The sequence below is a fragment of the Nocardioides marmorisolisilvae genome (assembly GCF_031656915.1).
Classification (GTDB): domain Bacteria; phylum Actinomycetota; class Actinomycetes; order Propionibacteriales; family Nocardioidaceae; genus Marmoricola; species Marmoricola terrisoli.
This window is the reverse complement of sequence record NZ_CP134227.1, coordinates 3,733,178-3,754,818: the sequence shown is the minus strand read 5'-3', so window position 1 is coordinate 3,754,818 and position 21,641 is coordinate 3,733,178. Positions and strand designations below refer to the sequence as shown.

Here is a 21,641-nt window from a genome sequence, read left to right as displayed (position 1 = left end):
TAGGAGGAGGGCACTCGTGCCGCTGTCACGGTCATCGACGGCCCTGCAGCCGGCCCCTGCCGCCCCGGTCCGGCGCGGTCCGGCACAGCACCTTCCCGCGGCGCGACCGACGGACGAGCACAGCCGCTACCAGACTGACCTGCCGCAGCCGGGTGCGGCAACCCGACGCGTACGCGACCAGCTCACCGGCCCGTCCCGGCACGGGCGGGTGATCCACGTCGGCGACGACGCTGTCTACGTCCAGATCCGGGACCGGTGCATCGGACTGCTCTCGAGCAACGCCGTGCACGTGCCGTGCGGCATCCGGACCATCGCGGGCGCGACCGCCGCGCGCGTCAGCGTGGGCGACCCGGCCGCCACCGGGCACGGTCGGCTGCAGGTCGCGGGACTGGTCGTGGTCGTTGCCCGGCTCGTGGAGCTCGACATCCCCTGGTCGATCGAGGACGCGGAACGGGCACACGCGGACCTGCTCGCCGACGGGCCCGTGCGGACCACAGAGCTGCCGGCCGAGGCGCTGGTCGGGCTGACCGCCGGCGACCCGGACTCGGTGGGCTCGCTGCTGGGTCGGGGAAGCGGGCTCACCCCACTGGGTGACGACGTGCTGTCCGGCTGGCTGGTGACGGCCCGGTGCGTCGGGCATCCTGGCCTCGAGTCCGTCGCCGGTCGGATCGGCCAGCTGGCTCGTCGTACCACCACACTGTCGGCGGAGCTGCTTCGCTGCGCTTGCGACGGCGAGGCACCACCCCCACTGCGGATCGTCCTCGCGGCGCTCGCGGCGGGCGACCGGGCCGCCCTCGCCCGCGCGATCGACGGGCTCCGCGCCGTCGGGCACACCTCCGGGACCGGCCTGCTGCTCGGCTGCCGGCTCGCTGTCGCGGGTGTCGCCACGGGTGCGGAAGTCGCGGGATGACCAGCCCCACGGACCACGTCGAGATCCGGCCCGGCGCCTACGCCGACTCCGTCACCCTGCTGCAGGTCAGCCGCGACGTCGCGGCCACACCGGGCGTCGTCGCCGCCCAGGTCGCGATGGCGACCCCGCTCAACGTCGAGGTCCTCGGCTCGATGGGGTTCGCCGTGCCGGACTGCTCCCCCAACGACCTGGTCGTGGCGCTACGGCTGGCCGACCCTGACGGGCTCGAGGCCGCGCGGGGCGCCGTCGACGCGGCACTGGCCGCCGCCCGGGCCGGCCGAGCAGACCGCAGCACGGCCGTGGCGCCACCCCGCACCACCCGGACCTCCCTCCCGGCATCGGGAACGCAGGCCGTGCTGGCCCTGGTCTCCGTCCCCGGCGCGCATGCCTTCGTGGAGGCAATCGACGCGCTCGACGCCGGCTGCGACGTGATGGTGTTCAGCGACAACGTGTCCCTCGAGCAGGAGGTGGCACTCAAGCAGGTGGCCGTTGACCGCGGGCTCCTGGTGATGGGCCCGGACTGCGGCACCGCTGCGATCGGCGGCGTCGGGCTGGGCTTCGCGAACACCGTCCGGCCCGGCCCCGTGGGCATCGTCGCCGCGTCCGGGACCGGCTGCCAGCAGGTGATGTGCCTGCTGGAGGCTGCCGGCGTGGGGGTCGGTGCCGCCCTCGGCGTGGGCGGGCGGGACCTGTCGACAGAGGTCGGCGCGATCTCCACCCGTACGGCGTTGCTGCGACTCGACTCCGACCCCGCGATCGAGCGCGTGCTGGTGGTTTCCAAGCCGCCGGCACCGGAGGTCGCCACTGCGCTGGAGGAGTACGCCGCCTCCTTGGCCACGCCCATCGACCTCGCACTGCTGGGCCCCGGCCAGCCCGACCTGACCAGCGCCGTGGAGGGCCTGCTGGGCCGGCTCGGCGTACCGGTCCCGTCCTGGCCGAGCTGTGGTCACCCCGCGACCGAGACCGCGGGCTCGCTGCTGCGCGGGCTGTTCGTCGGCGGAACCCTCTGCGACGAGGCAATGCTGATCGCCACCGAGGCACTCGGCCCGATCCGCAGCAACATCCCGCTGGAGCCGGAGCTCGCACTGGACGCGTCCCTGACCGCTGACGGCCACCTGATGGTGGACTTCGGCGACGACAGCCTCACCCGCGGACGGGCGCACCCGATGATCGACCCGACCGTCCGCCTCGACCACCTCGCCCGCGCGGCCGCCGATCCGCGCACCGGCGTGGTCCTTCTCGACGTCGTGCTCGGCCACGGCGCCGAGGCCGACCCCGCCGCCGCGCTGGCGCCCGCCATCGCCGCGTGCGGGCCGCCCGTGGTGGTCGCCTGTGTCGGGACCGAGAGCGATCCACAGGTGCTGTCCCGGCAGGCCGCCGCACTCGCCGCCGCCGGCGCCGAGGTGCACCTCTCCAACGCCGCGGCCGTCCGGCGCGCGGTCGCGATCCTCGGAGGGCGTCGATGACCCCGGCCCTGCCCAGCCGACCGCCTGACTCGGTGACGACCGCCGGAGCCGGGTTGTTCGCCGACGCCCTCCGGTCGCAGGCGGTGCCGGTGAGCGAGGTGGACTGGCAGCCGCCGATGCCCGGGACCGCCGACGACCTCGCCGAGGTCGCGGGCGACCCACTGCGCCGGGATGCCAACGCCCTCGCCGTGGAGCGGGTGCTGGGCGTCCAGGCGATGCTGGTCGGTCTCGCGCCCGCGGCCGACCTGCTCGATCTCGAGCGCGGTCACTTCCTGCACGCGGGCCCGCCGCTGACCTGGGACCGCGCGTCCGGCCCGATGCGCGGTGCACTGATGGGCGCGGCGGCCTTCGAGGGGATCGTGGAGGACCCGGAGGACGCAGCGCGTCTGTTCGCGTCCGGCGCGCTCACCTTCGAGCCATGCCATCACCGCGGCGCGGTGGGTCCGATGGCCGGGGTCGTCTCCCCGTCGATGTGGATGTATGTGCTCGAGGACCCCGCGTCGGAGCGCCGTACCTTCTGCTCGCTGAACGAGGGGCTGGGCAAGGTGCTGAGGTACGGCGCCTACTCCGCAGAGGTGCTCACCCGGCTCGGCTGGATGCGCGACGTGCTCGGCCCGCTGCTGGCCGAAGCGGTGGACGCGTCGGGTCCTGTCGACGCCACCGGCATCCTCACCCAGATGCTGCAGATGGGCGACGAGGCCCACAACCGCAACCGCGCCGGAACGCTGATGCTGTTGCGCGACCTGTCGCCCGCGATGGCCCGGTCCCGGCGTTCCGCCGATGACGTCGCGGAGGCGCTCACGTTCATCGGCGGGAACGACCACTTCTTCCTCAACATCGCGATGCCCGCGTGCAAGCTGGCCCTGGACGCTGCCCGTGGCATCGACGGCTCCACCATGGTCGTGGCGATGTCGCGCAACGGCACCGACTTCGGCATCCAGGTGGCCGGCACCGGCGACGCGTGGTTCACCGGCCCCGCCCAGGTTGCCGACGGGCTCTACCTCGGGGACTTCGGTCCTGCCGACGCGAACCCTGACATCGGCGACTCGGCGATCACCGAGACCGCGGGCATCGGCGGGTTCTCGATGGCCGCCGCGCCGGCCATCGTGCGCTTCGTCGGCGGCACCGTGCCCGACGCGCTGGCCACCACCAGGCGGATGCACGAGATCACCCTCGCCGAGAACCCCCGGTGGCAGATCCCGGTCCTCGACTTCCGCGGCGCACCGACCGGCATCGACGTCTCGCTCGTCTGCCGCACCGGGATCCTGCCGCAGATCAACACTGGCATGGCCGGCAAGGTCGCCGGCACCGGCCAGGTCGGCGCCGGCCTGGTCACCCCGCCCGCAGAGATCTTCCCGGCCGCGCTCTCCGCGTTGGCGGCGCGGGCGCGGGGGCGCCGGTCCCCGTCGCCGTAACACGCCCTCCGGATCGGTCGTTGGCGGTGGCACGTGCAGCCAGCGCCCACCCGGAGGTCTGATGATCCGCCGCATCACCCGGCTTGCCACCGTTGCGATCGTCGGCGCGGCGGCGCTCATGGGCCCGACCGCGACGGCGGCACCAGCTCCTGTCGTGAAGCACTGCCGGCTGCCCGCCGCCGGTCGGCCGTTCACGACCGCGACACCGGCCCAGGAGCGCCTCGACGGGGCCCGGGTCACGGCCGCGGTGGACCAGCTGAGCGTCCGGATGCGGCTGTCGGTGCAGGTCTTCCGCAACGACTGCCTGGTGGCGGCCGACCCGCTCGATGCCCTGACCGGCACGGCGCACAACAACCTGTGGAGCGTGACGAAATCGGTCACGTCGATGCTCACCGGGATCGCGATCGGGCAGGGCAGGCTCACCCTCGACGCCCCGATCGGCCGCTACCTGCCGACCGGGCCCGGGTGGGGCGACCGCGCCCACCGTGCGATCACCGTGCGCCAGCTGCTCACCCAGACCTCGGGGATCGACGAGTCGATCCTCGCCGAGGCCGCGACCACCGGCCTCGACCCGAGCCTGCCGCAGGAGGCGCTCGCCCAGCCGATCAAGCACGCTCCAGGCACCCACTTCGAGTACAGCCAGCTCGGGCCGGCGCTGCTGGCCTACGTCGTCCAGCGGGCCGTCGGCGAGAACCTGGCCACCTACGCGCAGCGCGAGCTGTTCGGGCCGATCGGGATCACGCGAGGCAGCTACCTGTGGCTGGAGGACCGCTCCGGCACGCCGTACGGCTATTCGAACCTGTTCCTCACCCCCACCCAGCTCGCCCGGCTCGGCCTGCTGATGCAGGACGGCGGCCGCTGGAACGGTCGCCAGGTGGTGCCCGCTGCGTACGTCGACGAGGTCGGCCGGGCCACTGCGACCAACGGCTGCTACGGCCTGCTGTTCTGGACCAACGCCGGTACGTCGTGCACCGGCGCGAACATCCCGGCGGCACAGACCGTGCACCGCCGGATGATCCCGACCGCACCGTCGGACGCCTACGAGATGAACGGCACCGGCGGCCAGCTCAACGTGATGATCCCGAGCCTGCACATGACGGTCACGACGACCGGCTACTTCGGCGACCGTTCCCCGGACCCGTCGATCCTGTTGGGGGCCACACCGGGCGACATGCAGTACACCTTCTTCCGCACCCTGATGAGCGCGGTCGAGGACGTCGACGTACCGGACCCCGGCCCCTACCCGGGCGACCCGATCGACCTCGACGCCGACCCGATGAACTATCTGAGCCCGTTCGTGCTGCGCCGCGACCTGCTCGCGAGTCCGACGTGCAATGTGGTGGTCTGCAACGGCACGGTGCCCACCAAGGGCCTGCTCGACGCGGTGCGCGCGCTGCCCGGCCTCGCCTGACCTGCCCGAGCATTTCCGAGCGCGCCACGATTTGATTCCTCGGCCCCAGCGAGCAACGGTGGATGACTCATCTCGACGGAAGGAATCCATGCTTACCCTCACCGAGAACGCCCGTACGATCCTGAACACGCTGACCAGCCAGCCCGGTGCCGAGGACATCAACGCGCTGCGGATCAGCGCCGACGACGACGCCGGCCAGCCCTCGTTCGTGGTCACCCCGGCCGAGCAGCCGCAGGAGGGCGACCAGGTCGTCGAGGAGGACGGCGCCACCGTCTACCTCACCACCACCGCTGCGCAGCAGCTCGACGACAAGGTCCTCGACGCCGGGCTCGACGACAACGGCAACGTGCAGTTCGCTCTCGACCAGCAGGCCTGACCTACGACGTGATCCGGTAGCGGAGCCAGGCGCCGCCGGCACCAGGGCTGGCCCCACCGCTGGTCCCGGCGACGGCCTGCAGCGCTGCGTTCTGGTCCCCCGACCGCGGCAGCGCGAAGGTCGAGCCGGAGGAGGCGCATGCCGCCGCGGCGGCAGCGTAGGGAACCGGCGCGGTGACCGTCCAGGTGCTGCCGGACCGGCAGGCGGCCGGGTGCCTGTCGGCGCACGGTGCCGCGACCCATCGACCGTCGGCGCGCTGCAGGGTGCAGCCGCCCCCGTCGACGCGTGGCTCGTCGGGCGCCCAGCTCCACACGGTGGCCTGGATCCGACCGTCCTCGGGGAGCAGCTGGTCGAAGCCGAAGAGGTTGACCCCGCAGTCGGTCATCGACTGCACCTTCGCGGGCGTCAGCGCGTTCGGGTCGGCCGGTGGGCGGGTCGGGTCCAGCAGGTTCGCGACCAGGGTGGAGTCCTCGAAGTAGCGGACGAGCTTGGTGGCGTAGACGCTCGCGTCGTACGTCGCGTCGCACGCCGGGTAGGGCTGGTACGCCGAGGTCGACCCACTCTCCACGTGGTCCGCGTTCCAGTCGAAGACGTCCGCGGACCATCCGGGGGCGCACGAGCCGACCAGGATCACCTGGGCTCCGGAGGCGCGGACCTGGTCGCGTGAGACGCCGAGCGGCAGCGGCGTGCAGCCGTTGGCGGCCCGCTTGGACGGGTCGGGACGGTAGATCATGCTGCTTCCGTCCGGCCGCCGCAGGACCGTGTCCAGGGTCGCGATCGTCGAGGCGTACGCCGCAGGCTTCTGCATCTGGTCCTCGAGGTACAACAGGATCACCTGATCGCTGTGCCCATCGAGCCAGTCCGCGATCTTCGGCAGCACCGTGCTGAACAGCGGTTCGTTCGTGCAGCCCAGGTCGGCCTCGCTCGGGCTTTCTCCATGACAGACCGTGACCGCCCGTTGCCCGAGGCGCTCCAGCCGCGGGATCCAGTGCAGGTCCAGCTCGAGGGCGCGCACGTCGATGTCGAGCTGCTGGGTCAGCGTGAGCTGTTGGTTGGAGTCCTCGTGGGAGAGGGTCAGCGAGTCGCTCGGGCTGTTGAAGGAGTTGTGCGTGCCGATCCACTGGGCGTCCCGCAGCGGCAGCGAGCCACCCAGGGCGTACTGGAACTCGGCTGCCTGGTGCACCCATGACTTCAGGTAGGCATCCCGCGCTGCCTGGGTCACCTTGTGCGCCAGCGGCACCGTGCAGCGCTCGTCGGGCACGCCGGCGCGACGGCACTCGGCGGCCACCGCATCGGCGGTCTTGCCGAGCAGCGTGCACGGGATCGCGATCGGGCTGAGCGCGTCACACGGGGCCGTCGGCGAGGGCGGTGGCGGGGGCTGGGTCGCCGCGGTTCCGGGTGGCGCACCCCCGACCAGTACGGCGACGATCGCGCCCGCAGCCATCAGTCCTGTCCACCACCGTCGGCACCGCATGCCCCTCCAACGCGGCAGCGTCCCCTCGCGCTACGGCGCGGACGACACTCGCTTGCGACCGCGCCTGCGCTCGCGGTCGAGGGCCCACAGGTAGTGGTCGAAGTCGACCTCCATGGTGTGCCGCGGCGAGGCGTAGAAGTGCCGCTTGTTGCGCTCGTGGTCGGCCAGCATCTGCTTGCGGATCTCTGCGGCCGGCGGTGCGACGTACCGGCCGGTCATCATCTCCGCGATCCAGGCGCCCTGGGCCTCGGCGAGCGGCATCACCGCACCCACGGGCTGCACCAGGCCGATGAAGTAGAGCCCTGGCAGGTCCGGATGCACGGTCCGCTTCCACAGCGGAAGCTCGTTGTCGCGGGCCGAGACCAGGCCGGCGTCCAGGAACGGGAAGCTGACCCGGTAGCCGGTCGCCCACACGATCAGATCGGCAACCGCGCTGCTGCCGTCCACGAACCTGACCCGGTCGCCGTCGAGTCTCTCGATCGCCGGCCGCACGGTGATCGCCCCGGCCCGGATCCGCGACCTGATCTGGTCGGACTGCACCGGATGGGACTGCCCGGGCTTGTGCTCGGGCCGCGGCAGGCCGTACTTCGTCAGGCTGCCCGAGAGCAACGCACCGATCCGGAGCCGCACCCCGGTGACCCACCACGGCATCCAGCCGGGCAGCGCCACCTGGTCCGACGGCCTGCCCAGCGCCATCTTGCGGAGCACCCACTGCCCGCGCCGGATCGACAGGGTCGCGCTCCGTGCCCGGTAGGACGCCTCGACGGCGATGTCCATGGCAGAGTTGCCCGCTCCGACGACCAGCACGTCCCGGCCCGCGAGCTGGTCACCGCACCGGTAGTCGTGGGCGTGGATCTGCTCGCCGTCGAAGGATCCGGGGTACGGCGGATCGGGCCAGCGCGCATCCCAGTGGTGGCCGTTGGCGACCAGGACGGCGTCGTACCGCCGGGTCTGTGTGCCGTCACGCCCAGCGATGCGGACCAGCCAGCCACCGTCGCCGCTGCGGCTGACCGACTCGACGGTCGTGTCGAAGGTGATCGTGTGCCGGAAGCCGAAGTAGTCGACGTACGCCTCGAAGTAGCGCTGCACCTGATCGTGCCGGGCGTAGGGCGGGTAGTCCTCGGGCATCGGGAAGTCGGAGAAGGCCATCCGTGGACAGGAGGTGTTGATCTCCAGGGTCTCGTAGCAGGCAGACTGCCCGTTGGGGTTGTCGTAGAGCCAGTTGCCGCCGATCGAGGTGCCCTTCTCGAAGCAGTCGAACGGCACCCGGGCGAGGTAGAGCGCCTTGGCCGCGGCGATCCCGGACGATCCGGCGCCGATCACGCACACGCGGGGCAGGGACAGGTCGGGAACGACCACCTCGGTGACCGCCGGCGCACGATCGCGGGGCTTGACCATGTACGCCATGGACAGACCCTAGTCACCGCCCCGACGCGGCGGCACCCCTTCGGTCAGCGGGCCGCGAGCACGGCGGCGCACCCCGACGCCGCGAGACCGCCGAGGACGAGCCAGTGCAGGGCGCGAGCGGGCAACCGATGGAACAGGCCATCCCCGATGCGCCACCCGACGGGAACGGCAAGGGCACCCGCAGCGGCCAGCGCCAGCGTCGGTGCGGTGAGCCGGCCGACGACGCCGAACCCGACGACCGCAACCGCGTCCTGGACGCAGAAGACCACTTGCAGGGTGGCCCGGGACGTCCTGGGCGACAGTCCCCTGAGCACCATCACCAGCGGCGGGCCGTTCATCCCCGTCGAGGTGAGCAGCGCGCCACTGGTCAGTCCGGCGACGGTGAGCGTGGTGCTCGTCGACCGGATCCGCAGCCCGGCGGCGAGCAGGGCGACCAGCACCAGAACGGTGCTGCCGATGACCAGCTGCAGGACGCGCTCGTCCAGCACCAGCAGCAGAGCCAGCCCGATCGGAATGCCGAGCGCTCCAGTCAGCACCAGCCGTCCCGCTCGGGGCCGGTCAGCGTGAGCGCGCTCGCGACTCGCGCCCCAGCCGGCCAGCACCAGCCCGAGAAGAGTGGCCGCCACGACCGCCTCGGCCGGGTGCACCACGAGGGTGAGCAGCGGCACCGAGACCAGGGCCGACCCGAACCCGGTGACCGCCTGCGCCACCGCTGCGAGCCCGAAGGCGACGAGGCCGGTCGCCAGCAGCGGCAGCAGGTCGGGTGTCACGCCGGGACGGTACGCCGTGTCCGGGGCGGACCCGGTCCCGGGCTCCAGAGGAGCCGCTGAGCCGGTCAGGATCGGAGAAGCACCCCGACCCCGATCCCGCCTACGATCGGTGCACACCGACATGGACAAGGGGCTGACGATGGCGAAGGGCACGGCGCAGGAGGGGTTCAGCGAGGAGGAGCGCGCTGCGATGAAGGAGCGCGCGGCCGAGCTCAAGGCAGCCGCAAGCAGGGGCGGATCCGCGGCCAAGAAGGCGGCGGCCGACCTGGACGACGCGCTCGAGAAGATCGCCGCGATGCCCGACGACGAGCGTGCCATCGCCGAGAGGCTGCACGCCATCGTCACCACCCACGCCCCCGAGTTGGCCGCGAAGACGTGGTACGGCATGCCGGCGTACGCGAAGGACGGCAAGGCCGTCGTCTTCTTCAAGAACGCTGCGAAGTTCAAGATGCGCTACAGCGAGGTCGGATTCAACGAGTGGGCCCAGCTCGACGACGGGGAGATGTGGCCCACGGCCTACGCCGTCACCGCGATCACCCCCGCGGTGGAGAAGAAGCTGGTGGCCCTGGTCAAGCGGGCGGCCGGCTCCTGACGTCCGCGGCCACCCCGGGCGAAACGGCTCCCCTACTCTGCTGAGTCATGGGGCCGATGATTCGTGCGGCGAGCCTGCGCGGCTTCGAGTCTCTGGTGGAGTCCCTCGGCGGCGATGGCCGCGCACTGCTGGATGCGTTCGAGATCCCGCGCGCGGCCCTGGCCGACGAGGACGGTCTGGTGTCGATCACCGCCCACGACCAGATGCTCGACGCCGCGGCCGAGCAGCTCGGCTGCCCTGATCTCGGGCTGCGACTCGCGGAGCGCCAGGACCTCGGGATCCTCGGACCCCTCTCGGTGGCGATCGAGGCGTCGTCGACGGTTGCCGCAGCCCTGGAGTGCGTGTCCCACTTCCTCTTCGTGCACAGTCCCGCGCTCAGCATCGGGGTCGAGCCCGACCCGTGGGGTCATGGGAGCATCGTCGCCCTGACCTACCGCAAGGACCTCACCGAGTCGCCGTACTCCCCGCAGGCCCTCGAGCTCGGGCTCGGCGTCTTCCACCGCATCGCGGTGATGATGATCGGCGGTCGCACCGGGCTCCGGACGGTGGAGATCCCGCACCAGCCGCTCTCGCCGGTGTCCCGCTACACCGACTTCTTCGGCGTCGACGTGAAGTTCGGCCGTCCCACCGCAGCCCTTCGGGTGGAGCGTCGCGTTCTCGACAGCGGGTTCGCCACCGCGAACGACGCGATCCGGCGGCTCGCCGTGGAGTACCTCTCCGACAACTTCACCGACCCCGGTCGGGAGACCTCGGCGCGGGTACGTGGTGCCCTCTCGGAGAGCCTGCGCACCACCCGCCCGGCGATCACCAACGTCGCCCGACTGTTCGCCGTCCACCCGAGGACGCTGCAACGCCAGCTCGCGGCGGAGGGCACCACGTTCGAGGCGGTGCTCGACCAGGTACGCCGCGACGCCGCGCACCGCTACCTGACCACGACCGACCTGCCCCTGGGTCAGGTGGCCGCATTGGTCGGCTTCACCGAGCAGTCCACCCTCAGCCACGCAGTACGCCGCTGGTTCGGCCTCGCCCCGCGCGAGCTGCGACGCACCGCACATGGTCCCCGGCGATTCGGAGAGTTGTCGCTCTGAAACAAGTTTCTGCCGCGTTCGACACGCAGTATCGATCCGGGGCAGACCCAAGGAGGAGCGCACTCATGGTGCAGCAGGCAGAGCGGACCCGAACAGACCTCACGGAGCTCGGGATCCGATCGATACCCGAGTTCGACGGCGTGCACGACGTGTGGCCCCGAGGCGACCGGCTGCGGGCCGTGCGCGAGGCGGCAGCGGCGTACAAGACGCGGTTCAAGGAGCAGGGCACGGTCGACGCGGTGAGGTCGGTGGACATCGCGGCGGCGCCGTACCCGGTCAACTACGCCTTCCACGACGCGGTGTCGGTGCCCACCCTGCCGTTGATCTCGATGATCAACCGGATGATCGTGGTGCAGTACGACGACTGGAACGGCACGCCGCGCACGCTCGTCTTCGAGCCCACGGTGCCGGCCGGATCCGCTGAGGCGCCGTTCTACCGGAACCTCCAGGCCCTCATCGGGAAGGTGCCCGGAGGCAGGCTCATGGAGAAGGTCGTGCTGAAGTACTTCAACGAGCCCGACACGGTGCTCGAGAAGCTCGGCCTCTCCCCCGACGACATCGACTACTGCACGTTCGACCACCTGCACGTGCAGGACCCCCGGATGATCCTCGGCTCGTCCGAGGTCATCGAGGGCGAGACCGCACCGCGCACCCCGCTGTTCGGCGATGCGCGGATGCTCGTCCACAGCCGGGAGCTGGCGACGCTCCAGTCGCTGCACCCGATGCAGTGGGCGTGGTACGTCGAGGGCGGGCTCGGCGGGGTGGATCCGGACAAGTTCGTGACGTTCGACGGCGACATCGAGCTCGGGCCGGGCGTCGCCCTGCTGTGGACGCCGGGCCACACCGACGGCAACCACTCGCTGGTGATCAACACCCCTGATGGTGTCTGGGTGTCCTCGGAGAACGGCATCTCCCTGGACAACTGGCAACCCGAGCTGTCCAAGATCCCCGGGGTGCGCAGATACCACGAGCAGCTCGGCCGGGAGATCTGCCCGAACGCCAACACCCTCGAGGACTCGCTGGACCAGTACGACTCCATGGTCAAGGAGAAGACCCTCGCGGACCCCTGCACGGCCGATCCGCGGTGGCTGCAGATCCTGCCGTCGACCGAGCTTGTGCCGTGGAAGCGGTTCTGGCCCGTGGTGCCGACCTACCTCCACGGCGGGATCGAGTACGGCACGATCCGGGCCGGCCGACGTTGACCGCCGCCCGTGGGGGCGCCGTCGTCACCGGTGCCGGGCGCGGTCTGGGCAAGCTCATCGCCGCCCTCCTGGTCGAGCGCGGACACCAGGTGCTCGTCACCGACGTCGACCCCATCACCGCCGAGGCGACCGCCAATGAGCTCGGCGATGCCGCCACAGCACGTGCCGTCGACGTCCGGGACCATGCCCAGGTCGAGGAGGCCCGCGACGCCATCCTGGATCGGGCGGGCCGACTCGACGTGTGGGTGAACAACGCCGGAGTGCTGATGACCGGCGCCGCGTGGGACCAGGAGGAGCGCAGCCGCCGGCTGATGATCGAGGTCAACGCCCTGGGCACGATCAACGGGACCATCGCTGCCGTCGACGCGATGCGTGGGACGGGCGGAGGTCACATCGTCAACATCGTGTCCCTGGCCGGGCTGACAGCGGTCGCGGGCGAGGCGGTCTACGCCGCATCCAAGCACGCAGCGCTGGGCTTCAGCCTGAGCACCATGGCCGACCTCCGGCTCGCCGGCATCAAGGACGTCACCATCTCCTGTGTCTGCCCGGACGGCATCTGGACACCGATGCTCCACGACAAGCTCGCCGACCCCGCCTCGGCCATGTCGTTCTCGGGCAAGCTGCTGCAACCCGAGGACGTCGTCACCGCGGTGGGCCGGGTGCTCGACAAGCCACGCCTGGTGACCGCCGTCCCGGCCTGGAGAGGCGTCTTGGCGCGGATCGCGGACGCTGCTCCCCGGCTGGGGCTGGCCGGTGTGCCACTCGTCCTCGCGCACGGCCGGCGTACTCAACGAAGGCTCTCGACACGCAGCGGGACGTCGTGACCGAGGCAGCGTCCGCATGGTCGGCGCCGCACCGCGACGACCGGGCGATCCGACGCCCGCTGCGCGCGGAGGCGGACCCGTTCTTCGACGCCCCGGACGGACTGGCGAGCCTGAGCCCCGGGACGGTGATCCGCAGCCGGCAGGTCCGGCTCGCCTTCCTCGGCCTGGTGACCCAGCGTGGCCTCGATGCGTGGCAGCTGGCCTACCGCAGCACCGACCTCGACGATGCACCCGAGGTCGCCGTCACCACCGTGGTGGTGCCGCACTCCCAGGACCCGGCGGGGCCGCAGCGCCTGGTCGCCTACCAGTGCGCGATCGACGCCGTGTCCGACCGATGCTTCCCCTCCTATGCCCTGCGTCTGGGCGCCCGGGCATGGGGCGCGCTGCCGCAGCTCGAGCTGATGCTGATCGGCGGACTGCTCGATCGCGGGTTCGTCGTCACGATGAGCGACCACGAGGGCCGACACGGGTACTTCGCCGCCCCGCGGGAGCCCGGCTATCGGGTCCTCGACGGGATCCGCGCTGCCATGGCCTTCCCACCGCTCGGGCTGGGACCCACGACCCCGGTCGGTCTGTTCGGCTACTCGGGCGGCGGCATGGCATCCGCGTGGGCGGTGGAGATGGCCCCGCACTACGCAGCCGAGCTCCCACTGGTCGGCGCCGTGCTCGGCTCACCTGTCGGCGATCCTGCAGAAGCCTTCATCAAGTTGAACGGCGGCCTCAACGCGGGCCTGCCCGCCCTGGTGGTCTCGGGGCTCCGGCATGCCTATCCCGGGCTCGCCGAGACACTCCGCCGGCATGCCACCGCGGCCGGCATCCGAAGGCTCGAGGCACTCCAGCAGATGACCACGGTCGGCGCCGTGGTGCGCTACGCGTTCGACGACTTCGACGACTTCCTCGAGTCGCCACTGGCCGACGTCCTCGCCGAGCCCGAGGTCCTCGCGGTCTTCGATGACCTCCGCCTCGGCGTCGAGACCCCGCAGTGCCCCCTGCTGGTCGTCCAGGCCACCCATGACCAGATCATCGACGTCCGAGACATCGACACCCTGGTCGCCACGTACGTCGAGGGTGGCGCAAGGGTCAGCTACCTACGGGACCGACTCAGCGGGCACATCACGCTCATGGTCCTCGCCATGCCGGCGATGCTCGGCTGGCTCGAGGATCGGTTCGCCGGCGTCGAGGAGCCAACCACCCACACCCGCAGGGTCACCTCCCCTGCGCTGTCCCCGCGGTCGTGGCCGGGATATGCCCGCATGCTGCGCGCGGCGACACGGGTGATCTTCGGGCGTGCCGGCCAGTCGTCCCACCACGATGACCCAGCCGGACCCGCGTCCCCCGGCGGTCGCTCCTGAGGCGGCGTGCCAGGGTGGAACGATGACCGGAGCAGCCACCGGTCCCTTGATCGGACACTGAGCTCGCTGCCGACCGTCATCACCCGCTGACAGGAGAGCGCTTCTCGTGGCCTACTTCCGCCGCACCGGCCCCGCGACCTACCACCCCACCGACCATGTCAGCGGGGCATGGAACCCCGACGAGCAGCACATCGCACCCGCGCTGGGGCTGCTCGTCCACGTCCTCGAACGGGACCTGGCCGCGCGTCGCGACGACGGGCTCGTCGTGGCCCGGCTGTCCTTCGACATCTGGGGCACCGTGGCCATGGCCGAGGTCGGCACCGCCGTGCGCGTCCTGCGCCCCGGCCGAAGCATCGAGCTGGTCGAGGCAACGCTCAGCCAGGCGCATCGCACGGTGGTGACCCTGCGCGCGTGGCTCATGCGCGCCAACGACACCGCCGCCATCGCCGGCACCCAGCTGGCCGCCGTACCGCCGCCCGACCGGCTGCCGGCCTGGGACCCGACCACCGTCTGGCCCGGCGGCTTCATCGCCTCCGCAGAGGTACGCCGGCAGCAGGCCGAACCCGGTCGGGCGGTGATCTGGGCGCATACGGACGTGCCGCTCGTCGATGACGAGCCGGTGAGCAACCTTGCTCGAGCGACCGGGCTGTTCGACATCGTCAACGGCATGACGGTGCGCGCCGACCCGCGCGAGGTCGCGTTCCCGAACCTCGACCTCACCGCCCACCTGATCCGTGAGCCGGTCGCCGGCTGGGTCGGCTTCGACGCCACCGTCTCGTTCGGGCCGTCCGGCCTCGGCGTGACCAGCAGCGTCCTGCATGACGAGCGGGGTGCCCTCGGCACGCTGTCGCAGACCCTGACGATCCGCACCTCCTGAGGGAGAGCACCATCGCCGCCGGCCGGCCGATCCGACCCGGAGTTCTCCCACAGCGGGCAGCGACGTCTTGGCTGCCGGGGCCGACCGCGCCACACTGAAAGGTGGTCGCCCCTTGGTGCGCACTCTCGGCCAGGCGACTGGTTCGGTTGTCGGTTTCTGAGGCTGGTGATCGCGTGGCGCACGAGGTTCTCCCACCTCCGCAGGGTGGGCTCGCAGACGGTTTCGTGCTGCCGGTGCAGCAGACCCGGCTCACCGAGGAACCGGCCGGACCGCCGGTGCCCGTCGTACGCCTCGGCCAGCTGCTTCGGGTGGCAGTGCTCACGCCGTACCAAGCGGTCTTCCTGGCCGCCGAGATATTCGGGCTGTTGGCCAGCCGGCACGCGCACAACGGCCGCGGGCCGGTGCCCTCGGCCGAGACCCTCACGGTCTCCGGGGATGGTGAGGTGGACTGGGCGGCCGAGACAACGCCCGCATCGTCCTCACCGGAGGCAGACCTTGCCGCAGCCCGGGGAGTGGCGGAGCTCCTGCTGGGCAACACCCGCAGCGGGATGGCACGTCGCCCCGCCGAGGCTGCGTTGCTGCTGCGCACCCTGGAAGGGATCGCCGAGGAGGAGCTGTTCGAGTCGGCCACCGCGGCGCATCGACTGCGCGCGGCCCTCGCTCTCCAGCAGGGCAGCGGCGCCGCCGACGCCGAGCGGCTTCGCCACGAGCTGTCCGCGCTGGTCCGCGCGTTCGGCCGCATCGACCCTCCCCATCGGTCGCCCTACCCGACCCAGACCGCACCGGGACACCTGGCCGATCCGATGGTCACGCTGCGCGCCCAGCCCTGGCGCCGCCGCGGCTGGAAGGGGCTGCGTCACCGCACCCGGCGCAGGCTGCTCGTCACCCTCGCCGCGCTGATGCTCGTGGTCGCGGCGGCGATCGTGCTGGGGCCCGGCGGGCAGCTTGCCCGGTTGCGTGGCGACTCGGCCGCCTCGACAGCGGTCACCCCGCCCTCGCCGACCCCGTCCCAGCCCACGGTCGTGCCTCGCAGGGCGGCGAAGACACCGCGACCGTTGCGGACCTTCGCCCCGGCGTCGGCCGGCGCGGTCACCGGGACGACTGTCAAGCAGCTGGCCACCTGCGCACCGGGCATGGCGTGTCCGATCCAGGTCACCGTGCTGCTGCAGCCCGCCGTCGCCGGCGAGGTCGTGCGCTGGCGGATCGGCATCGTGAACCGTTGTCGTGGTACTGCCCGCTGGGTCCCGGCGACGACCATGGCACCCGACCCCGGCTGGACCAGGGTCTTCGCCCCGACGAGCGTGTCGCTGCCGCACGCGCACTCCTTGGCGCTGGTCGCCGAGACGACGAGTCCGGCACGTACCCAGTCACCGCCGGTGCTGGTGCCGGCCGGACCCGCGCACTGCGGACGGTCGCGGTGAGCCCCCGTGCTGAGCGTCGAGCGTGGATTGAGCGGGCCGCCCCGGGCACACGCCGGGCTGGACAGGCTCGTGCACCGGCCGAGGGCAGCACCCGACGTACCCGCCGTACTGGCGGTTGCCGTCCTCGTCGGCCTCGGTCTGCTCAACCTCCAGTCGCTCGGTGACCGTTCGATCCTCTATCACCAGGTCGCAGTCGACCTCGCCGGCGTAGCGCTGTTCTGTTGGCTACGACGCCTGCGGGCGGACGGCCTTCGGTGGCTGGGCTGGAGCTGCTACCTGGTCAGTGTGGTGCTGCTGCTGGCCGTGGTCGCCGTGGGTGAGTCGGTCAACGGCGCGCGGCGCTGGCTCGCCCTCGACTCGCTGACCGTGCAGCCCTCGGAGCTGGCCAAGCTCGGGATGCTGCTCGTGCTGGCCCAGGTGCTGGCCACCGAGCGGGGCTGGCGACGACGGCTCGGGGCAGCGCTCGTCGTCTCAGTCATACCGATCGGGCTCGTGGTCAACGAGCCCGACCTGTCGACTGCGGCCGTTCTCTGCGGGGTCACGGTGGCGATGCTGGTGATCGGTCGCATTCCGCTGCGCGTGCTCGGCGGCTTTGTCCTCGTCGCCGCCCTCGCTGCCCCGCTTGGCGAGCACCTGCTGCGTCCCTACCAGGCGGATCGGCTCCATGCGTTCCTCAGCGGGTCGACCAGCGCCAACGGCCCGGGCTGGGCGATCCTGCAGATGCACATCGCGCTGGCCTGGGGTGGGTTGACCGGCCACGGAGCCGGACACTTGCATGCGCTCGTCTCCGAGTACCTGCCCGACCGCGAGACCGACCTCGCCTTCGCCAGCCTGGTCGAACAGCACGGCATGATCGCGGGCGTCGTGGCCGTGCTGGCTGCGGCAGTGCTGATCTGGCGCGTCGTGCTGTCGGCTCGGCACGCCCGCACGCGGACCGCAGGGTTGACCGCCGGGGGCTTTGCGGCGCTGGTGGGCATCGAGGTGGTCGTCTCAGTCGCGGGAAACCTTGGGCTGATCCCGACCGCAGGTGTTCCCTTCCCGCTGCTCAGCTACGGAGGTACGGCGGCCGCGGTGCACATCGCCACCCTGGGACTGGTGCTCGGGCTGCGCGCCGAGGGCGAGAAGCACCGGCTGTGGCACCGGCAGATGCCTCAGCTGCCCCGGCTGCTCGGCCCGGCCGCGCTGCTGGTGACCGGCTGCCTGATGGCGATGACCGGTTTCGCATGGAACCTGCAGGCCGATCACGGCCCCCAGCTCAGGCGCGCGGGCCTGACCCAGATGATGCGATGCGTGCGGATCCCCGCGCCCCGCGGCGAGATCACCGACCGGCACGGCGCCCCGCTTGCCATCGATGTACGCCAGGAGCAGGTGGACGCCGTGCCCGCGCTGGTGCGATCGGCCCAGGTCCGCACCTTGGCCGCCCTCACCGCGCGCAGCCGGACCGCGGTCGTCCGGCAGCTGCACCGGGCGCACGGACTGACGGTGGTCGTCGCCACACTGCCGCCAGCGACGGCGGCCCGGGTACGAGCAGCCCATCTGGCTGGCGTGTTCCTCGCGCCGACGACCCGGCGGGTGTATCCCGAGGGCGCGCTGCTCGGTCCGGTCCTGGGCTGGACGGGAGTGGCAACGCCCGCAGACGTCAAGCGCTGGCCTGACCTGCCCTCCGGTGCGATCGTCGGCCGAACCGGATTGGAGGAGACCTACGACCCGATCCTGCGCGGTCGGGACGGCAGGCAGTGCGTGTACGTCGATCCGGCGGGACGGCCGGTCGCGATGGGGCCCTCCACCCCGCCGGTGCCCGGCAGTCGTCTGCGACTGACGCTCGACCTCGGCCTCCAGCGCGAGCTCACCCGGCAGCTGGCCAGCGCCCTGAGGGGCGAGCCTGGCCAGCCGCGCGGCGACCTGGGCGGCGCCGTGGTGATGAATCCCAAGAACGGTCAGGTCTATGCGATGGCCAGCCTGCCGTCGTACGACGACAACGTGTTCGGCCCGCCGGTGCACCAGCGCGCCCTCGCGACACTGTCGAAACAGCAGGGCAACCCGGTGCTGGAGCACGTCACTCAGGTGGTGGCGCCACCCGGCTCGACCTTCAAGCTCGTGGTCGCCTCGGCGGATCTCAAGCATCCGGCGATCCAACCGGAGGAGGTGATCCCGACCGGCGGCTCCTGGACACTGGGCGATCACACCTTCCACAACTGGATGGTGCTGCCGCCGCAGAACCTCGTGCAGGCGCTGGCGTGGTCGAACGACGTGTACTTCTACCAGCTCGCCTGGGCGATGGGCCCGCAGCCGATCATCACCACCGCACGCCAACTCGGCGTGGGCGCCGCCACCGGCATCGACCTGCCCGGGGAGTCCAGCGGCTTCCTGGGTACGCCGAGCAGCGTGGCGAAGGCCGGCGGCACCTGGTACCCGGGCTCGACCGTGGTCCTCGGGATCGGTCAGGGCTACCTCGACGTCACTCCCCTGCAGGACGCCCTGTGGACCGCGGGCGTCACCACCGGCGCGCTCGTGACGCCGCACCTCGGCCTCTCCTATCGGAGCGGCAGCGGGTTCACGCGGCTGCCGATGCCGGGCGCGCATCCACTGTCCTTCGCCGACAAGCTCGGCCTCGTCCGTGCCGGGATGCGGGCCGCCGCGACGAGTGGCACGGCATCCATCCTGGCCGCGCTCCCGGTCGCCGCCGGCGGAAAGACCGGCTCGGCGCAGGATCCGGCCGCACCCAGCGGTGGCACCGACTCGTGGTTCACCGCCGCCGCTCCGTTGCACCGACCCGACATTGTGGCCACTGGCTTCGTGCGTGGTGGTGGCGAGGGCGTCACCACCTCCGGCCGGGTGGTGCTGCCCGCGATGGAGTACTTCTTCGCCCACCGGGCCGCGATTCTGCGCACGGGAAGGTAGCCGAGCCCCGGGAGCCGGACAGGTTCAGGCGGCCTCGATGAAGGCGTTCTCGAAGGCGTGGTGCACCGCGGGGTTCGCCAGGCACAGAGCTGCGCCCTCGGCCACACAGGTCAGCGGCCGTTCGGCCATCTTGACCGGGAAGGCGAAGGAGGACTCCAGCAGCTTGTCGAAGCCGCGCAGCAGACTGCAGCCGCCGAAGACCGTGATGCCCTCCTCCAAGATGTCGTCGGCCGCCTGAGGAGGTAGGTCCTCCAGCGCGCCTCCGAGATCGGCGATGATCGTCTCCACGGTGGGCCGCAATGCCTCCAGCACCTCTGCGGAGTCCAGAGTCAGCAACCGGGGCCGGCCGGTGGCGAGATCGATGCCCTGCACCACCGCCGAGAGCGCGTCGTCAGTCGCGAGGCTGCACTTGAGTGCCTCGGCGGTGAGCTCCCCGACCAGGAGGTGATGCTCGGTACGCAGGTGGTGGTAGAGCGCCAGCGTCATCTCGTCACCGGCGACCCGGGTGGAGCGATGGGACAGGATCCCGCCGAAGCAGAAGCTCGTCACCTCCGACGTACCCCCGCCGACGTCGACCACCATGTGGGCGCGGGCCTCCAGCGGGTCGATGCCGCAGCCCATGGCTCCGGCGATCGGCTCGGGCACCAGCGCGGCGCGTCGGATGCCGGCCTCATCGGCGACCTCGAGCAACGCGCGACGCTCGAGCGCGGTGGCGCCTGCCGGTACACCGATGACCGCGTGAGGGCGTATCCGTCGTGACATCGACAGCTTGCCGAGCACGCCCACGACGAAGGCGCGGGCGGCTTCGAGATCCACGATCACGCCGTCTCGTAGTGGTCGTACGGCGGTCAGACCGACCGGGCAGCGACCGATCAGCGCGCGTGCCTCTGTGCCCACGAGCAAGGGATGGACTCGCTTCGAGCGGCCCTGCGCGTTGGGCACGACCATCACCGACGGCTCGTCGAGGACGACGCCGTGTCTCTGGTCGCAGACGACCGTGTTGGCCGTGCCGAGATCGATACCGAATCCGGTCATGGGAGCCCTCCAATCGAGAGCCCTCGCGCATCCGAGGGAGTGCCTTCCAGAGTACGCCGGCGCCCGCTCAGTCGGGAGATGCTGATCCGAGCCATGGCCGCTGGCGAGGCGGGCCGACGCGACCCACTCGCCGCGCTCCATCGGATCTGCGACGTGGCCTCGCTACGACCTGACCGTCTTGGGTGAGGGACGCACGCTCACGGTTCGCGGCATGACAACGCACGTCGGTTCAGGTGGCGTCCGCGCAGATCCGGCCCGGGGAACGCCTCTTGCCTGATGGTTGTCACGGTGCCACAGTTCGCGTGAAGCTGAGCGAGAGGGGCAGATGTGTGTTCGTCTATGACCTGGGCGGTGGGGCTGCACTCGGGCCACTCGAGCCCTGGCATGCGGAGCAGTTCTTGGCGGCTGTCGACGGAGATCGCACGCATATCAAGCAACTGGCCTTTGCCTATCACGTGCGGACGGTCGATGAATCCAGAACGTTCCTGCAGCGCTTCGCCGATGCACACGCCAGCGACGCCCGGCATCTTGCTGGCTTGTGGCATGGCGATCGTCTGATCGGGATAGTGGGGTTTCCCGAGTTCAGCGTTGCGATGCGCCGCTGTGAGATCGGCGTGTGGATCTGCGCGGACTTCGAGGGCCGGGGCCTGATCAAGCGTGCGGCTTGGCATGCTCTCGATTGGGCGTTCAGAGAACGCGGAATGGCTCGGGTTCAATGGACGAACCTCCTCGATAACGAACGCAGCCGCGCTGTCGCCAAGCGTTTGGGCTTCACTCTCGAGGGTGTGCTTCGAAAGAACTTCGTCCCCGTTCCTGGTGGACCCTCACATGACGCCGAGGTGTGGTCGATCACCGCGGATGACTGGCGCGCTTTGAACCACGTGTGAACGCCGCGCTCGCCGTACATCCGAAGGGTCCCGCTGTCGCGACGCGCGTGGAGCCGCCCGCCTCGGGGTCGCACTGCAGGGGCGGACTCTACGAGGGCCCTCGCGTTTGAGCATGGCGCGCAGATCGGTGAACGCCGCCGCGGGTCCGCACGCGAGTCGGCGATCCGCTCGACCGGTTGGGCCGCGGTCACGCTCAGTGGAGGAGCAGATCGTCAGCGCTGACTGCGGTGACG

Annotated in this window: 18 protein-coding genes; 14 read left to right on the top strand and 4 right to left on the bottom strand. The window is 71.3% G+C overall.

Annotated elements, in window-relative coordinates; genetic code table 11:
* The first annotated feature begins 16 nt into the window (after nucleotides 1-16).
* The 5 genes from Q9R13_RS17980 to Q9R13_RS17960 all read left to right on the top strand — a co-directional run bounded on the left by Q9R13_RS17980 (nucleotide 17) and on the right by Q9R13_RS17960 (nucleotide 5,578).
* Nucleotides 17-910: an oxamate carbamoyltransferase subunit AllH family protein gene (locus Q9R13_RS17980; protein ID WP_310962542.1), complete on the top strand. Its 894-nt coding sequence runs from the start codon at nucleotides 17-19 to the stop codon at nucleotides 908-910.
* Nucleotides 907-2,376, top strand: coding sequence for an FdrA family protein (locus Q9R13_RS17975; protein ID WP_310962541.1), 1,470 nt, complete (start codon nucleotides 907-909; stop codon nucleotides 2,374-2,376). Before Q9R13_RS17980 ends, Q9R13_RS17975 begins: the two co-directional genes overlap by 4 nt.
* Nucleotides 2,373-3,791 (top strand): YlbE family protein, encoded by a 1,419-nt coding sequence (locus Q9R13_RS17970; protein WP_310962540.1) that lies wholly within the window; start codon nucleotides 2,373-2,375, stop codon nucleotides 3,789-3,791. The genes Q9R13_RS17975 and Q9R13_RS17970 overlap by 4 nt, the downstream gene beginning before the upstream one ends.
* 61 nt (nucleotides 3,792-3,852) lie before the next feature.
* Nucleotides 3,853-5,202, top strand: coding sequence for a serine hydrolase domain-containing protein (locus Q9R13_RS17965; protein WP_310962539.1), 1,350 nt, complete (start codon nucleotides 3,853-3,855; stop codon nucleotides 5,200-5,202).
* Nucleotides 5,203-5,290: 88 nt separating this feature from the next.
* On the top strand, nucleotides 5,291-5,578 hold the full coding sequence (locus tag Q9R13_RS17960) for an iron-sulfur cluster biosynthesis family protein (protein WP_310962538.1): 288 nt from the start codon (nucleotides 5,291-5,293) through the stop codon (nucleotides 5,576-5,578).
* Between the two features lies 1 nt (nucleotide 5,579).
* On the opposite strand, the gene Q9R13_RS17955 is transcribed toward Q9R13_RS17960, so the two are convergent.
* The 3 genes from Q9R13_RS17955 to Q9R13_RS17945 are packed head-to-tail and all read right to left on the bottom strand — an operon-like array spanning nucleotide 5,580 to nucleotide 9,229.
* On the bottom strand, nucleotides 5,580-7,022 hold the full coding sequence (locus Q9R13_RS17955) for a hypothetical protein (RefSeq protein ID WP_310962537.1): 1,443 nt from the start codon (nucleotides 7,020-7,022) through the stop codon (nucleotides 5,580-5,582).
* A 60-nt stretch (nucleotides 7,023-7,082) separates the two neighbouring features.
* Nucleotides 7,083-8,459 carry a flavin-containing monooxygenase gene (locus tag Q9R13_RS17950; protein ID WP_310962536.1) on the bottom strand — a complete coding sequence of 459 codons (1,377 nt, stop codon included), beginning with the start codon at nucleotides 8,457-8,459 and terminating at the stop codon, nucleotides 7,083-7,085.
* A gap of 44 nt (nucleotides 8,460-8,503) precedes the next feature.
* The gene (locus Q9R13_RS17945) at nucleotides 8,504-9,229 is read right to left on the bottom strand and encodes a sulfite exporter TauE/SafE family protein (protein ID WP_310962535.1); all 726 of its coding nucleotides are present in this window, start codon (nucleotides 9,227-9,229) and stop codon (nucleotides 8,504-8,506) included.
* 109 nt (nucleotides 9,230-9,338) lie between these two features.
* Here Q9R13_RS17945 and Q9R13_RS17940 point away from each other — a divergent pair, with 109 nt between their 5' ends.
* From Q9R13_RS17940 to Q9R13_RS17905, 8 genes are all read left to right on the top strand, one after another.
* Nucleotides 9,339-9,821 (top strand): iron chaperone, encoded by a 483-nt coding sequence (locus Q9R13_RS17940; protein WP_310962534.1) that lies wholly within the window; start codon nucleotides 9,339-9,341, stop codon nucleotides 9,819-9,821.
* A gap of 47 nt (nucleotides 9,822-9,868) precedes the next feature.
* A complete protein-coding gene (locus tag Q9R13_RS17935; RefSeq protein WP_310962533.1) occupies nucleotides 9,869-10,909 on the top strand; it encodes an AraC family transcriptional regulator in 1,041 nt (346 codons plus the stop codon).
* A gap of 65 nt (nucleotides 10,910-10,974) precedes the next feature.
* Nucleotides 10,975-12,111, top strand: coding sequence for an MBL fold metallo-hydrolase (locus tag Q9R13_RS17930; protein ID WP_310962532.1), 1,137 nt, complete (start codon nucleotides 10,975-10,977; stop codon nucleotides 12,109-12,111).
* Nucleotides 12,108-12,935, top strand: a complete 828-nt coding sequence (locus Q9R13_RS17925; RefSeq protein ID WP_310962531.1) for an SDR family oxidoreductase — start codon at nucleotides 12,108-12,110, stop codon at nucleotides 12,933-12,935. Before Q9R13_RS17930 ends, Q9R13_RS17925 begins: the two co-directional genes overlap by 4 nt.
* Entirely contained in the window at nucleotides 12,932-14,287 is a 1,356-nt protein-coding gene (locus Q9R13_RS17920; protein WP_310962530.1) for a lipase family protein, read from the top strand. Before Q9R13_RS17925 ends, Q9R13_RS17920 begins: the two co-directional genes overlap by 4 nt.
* Nucleotides 14,288-14,393: 106 nt before the next feature.
* On the top strand, nucleotides 14,394-15,164 hold the full coding sequence (locus tag Q9R13_RS17915; protein WP_310962529.1) for a thioesterase family protein: 771 nt from the start codon (nucleotides 14,394-14,396) through the stop codon (nucleotides 15,162-15,164).
* A gap of 173 nt (nucleotides 15,165-15,337) precedes the next feature.
* Nucleotides 15,338-16,585 (top strand): hypothetical protein, encoded by a 1,248-nt coding sequence (locus Q9R13_RS17910; RefSeq protein ID WP_310962528.1) that lies wholly within the window; start codon nucleotides 15,338-15,340, stop codon nucleotides 16,583-16,585.
* 27 nt (nucleotides 16,586-16,612) lie between these two features.
* Nucleotides 16,613-19,486: an FtsW/RodA/SpoVE family cell cycle protein gene (locus Q9R13_RS17905; RefSeq protein WP_310962527.1), complete on the top strand. Its 2,874-nt coding sequence runs from the start codon at nucleotides 16,613-16,615 to the stop codon at nucleotides 19,484-19,486.
* Nucleotides 19,487-19,510: 24 nt separating this feature from the next.
* Here the strand turns inward: Q9R13_RS17905 and mreB are convergent, their stop codons facing one another.
* Nucleotides 19,511-20,521, bottom strand: coding sequence for a rod shape-determining protein (gene mreB / locus Q9R13_RS17900; RefSeq protein ID WP_310962526.1), 1,011 nt, complete (start codon nucleotides 20,519-20,521; stop codon nucleotides 19,511-19,513).
* Nucleotides 20,522-20,850: 329 nt separating this feature from the next.
* Here mreB and Q9R13_RS17895 point away from each other — a divergent pair, with 329 nt between their 5' ends.
* The gene (locus Q9R13_RS17895) at nucleotides 20,851-21,408 is read left to right on the top strand and encodes a GNAT family N-acetyltransferase (protein ID WP_310962525.1); all 558 of its coding nucleotides are present in this window, start codon (nucleotides 20,851-20,853) and stop codon (nucleotides 21,406-21,408) included.
* Nucleotides 21,409-21,641: the final 233 nt, after the last annotated feature.

Bases quoted from the DNA above. Each gene is read 5' to 3' on its own strand.
- Q9R13_RS17935 (WP_310962533.1), top strand. From the start codon at position 9,869: ATGGGGCCGATGATTCGTGCGGCGAGCCTGCGCGGCTTCGAGTCTCTG.
- Q9R13_RS17965 (WP_310962539.1), top strand. From the start codon at position 3,853: ATGATCCGCCGCATCACCCGGCTTGCCACCGTTGCGATCGTCGGCGCG.
- Q9R13_RS17955 (WP_310962537.1), bottom strand. From the start codon at position 7,022: ATGGCTGCGGGCGCGATCGTCGCCGTACTGGTCGGGGGTGCGCCACCC.
- Q9R13_RS17930 (WP_310962532.1), top strand. From the start codon at position 10,975: ATGGTGCAGCAGGCAGAGCGGACCCGAACAGACCTCACGGAGCTCGGG.
- Q9R13_RS17950 (WP_310962536.1), bottom strand. From the start codon at position 8,459: ATGGCGTACATGGTCAAGCCCCGCGATCGTGCGCCGGCGGTCACCGAG.
- Q9R13_RS17975 (WP_310962541.1), top strand. From the start codon at position 907: ATGACCAGCCCCACGGACCACGTCGAGATCCGGCCCGGCGCCTACGCC.
- Q9R13_RS17960 (WP_310962538.1), top strand. From the start codon at position 5,291: ATGCTTACCCTCACCGAGAACGCCCGTACGATCCTGAACACGCTGACC.
- mreB (WP_310962526.1), bottom strand. From the start codon at position 20,521: ATGACCGGATTCGGTATCGATCTCGGCACGGCCAACACGGTCGTCTGC.
- Q9R13_RS17970 (WP_310962540.1), top strand. From the start codon at position 2,373: ATGACCCCGGCCCTGCCCAGCCGACCGCCTGACTCGGTGACGACCGCC.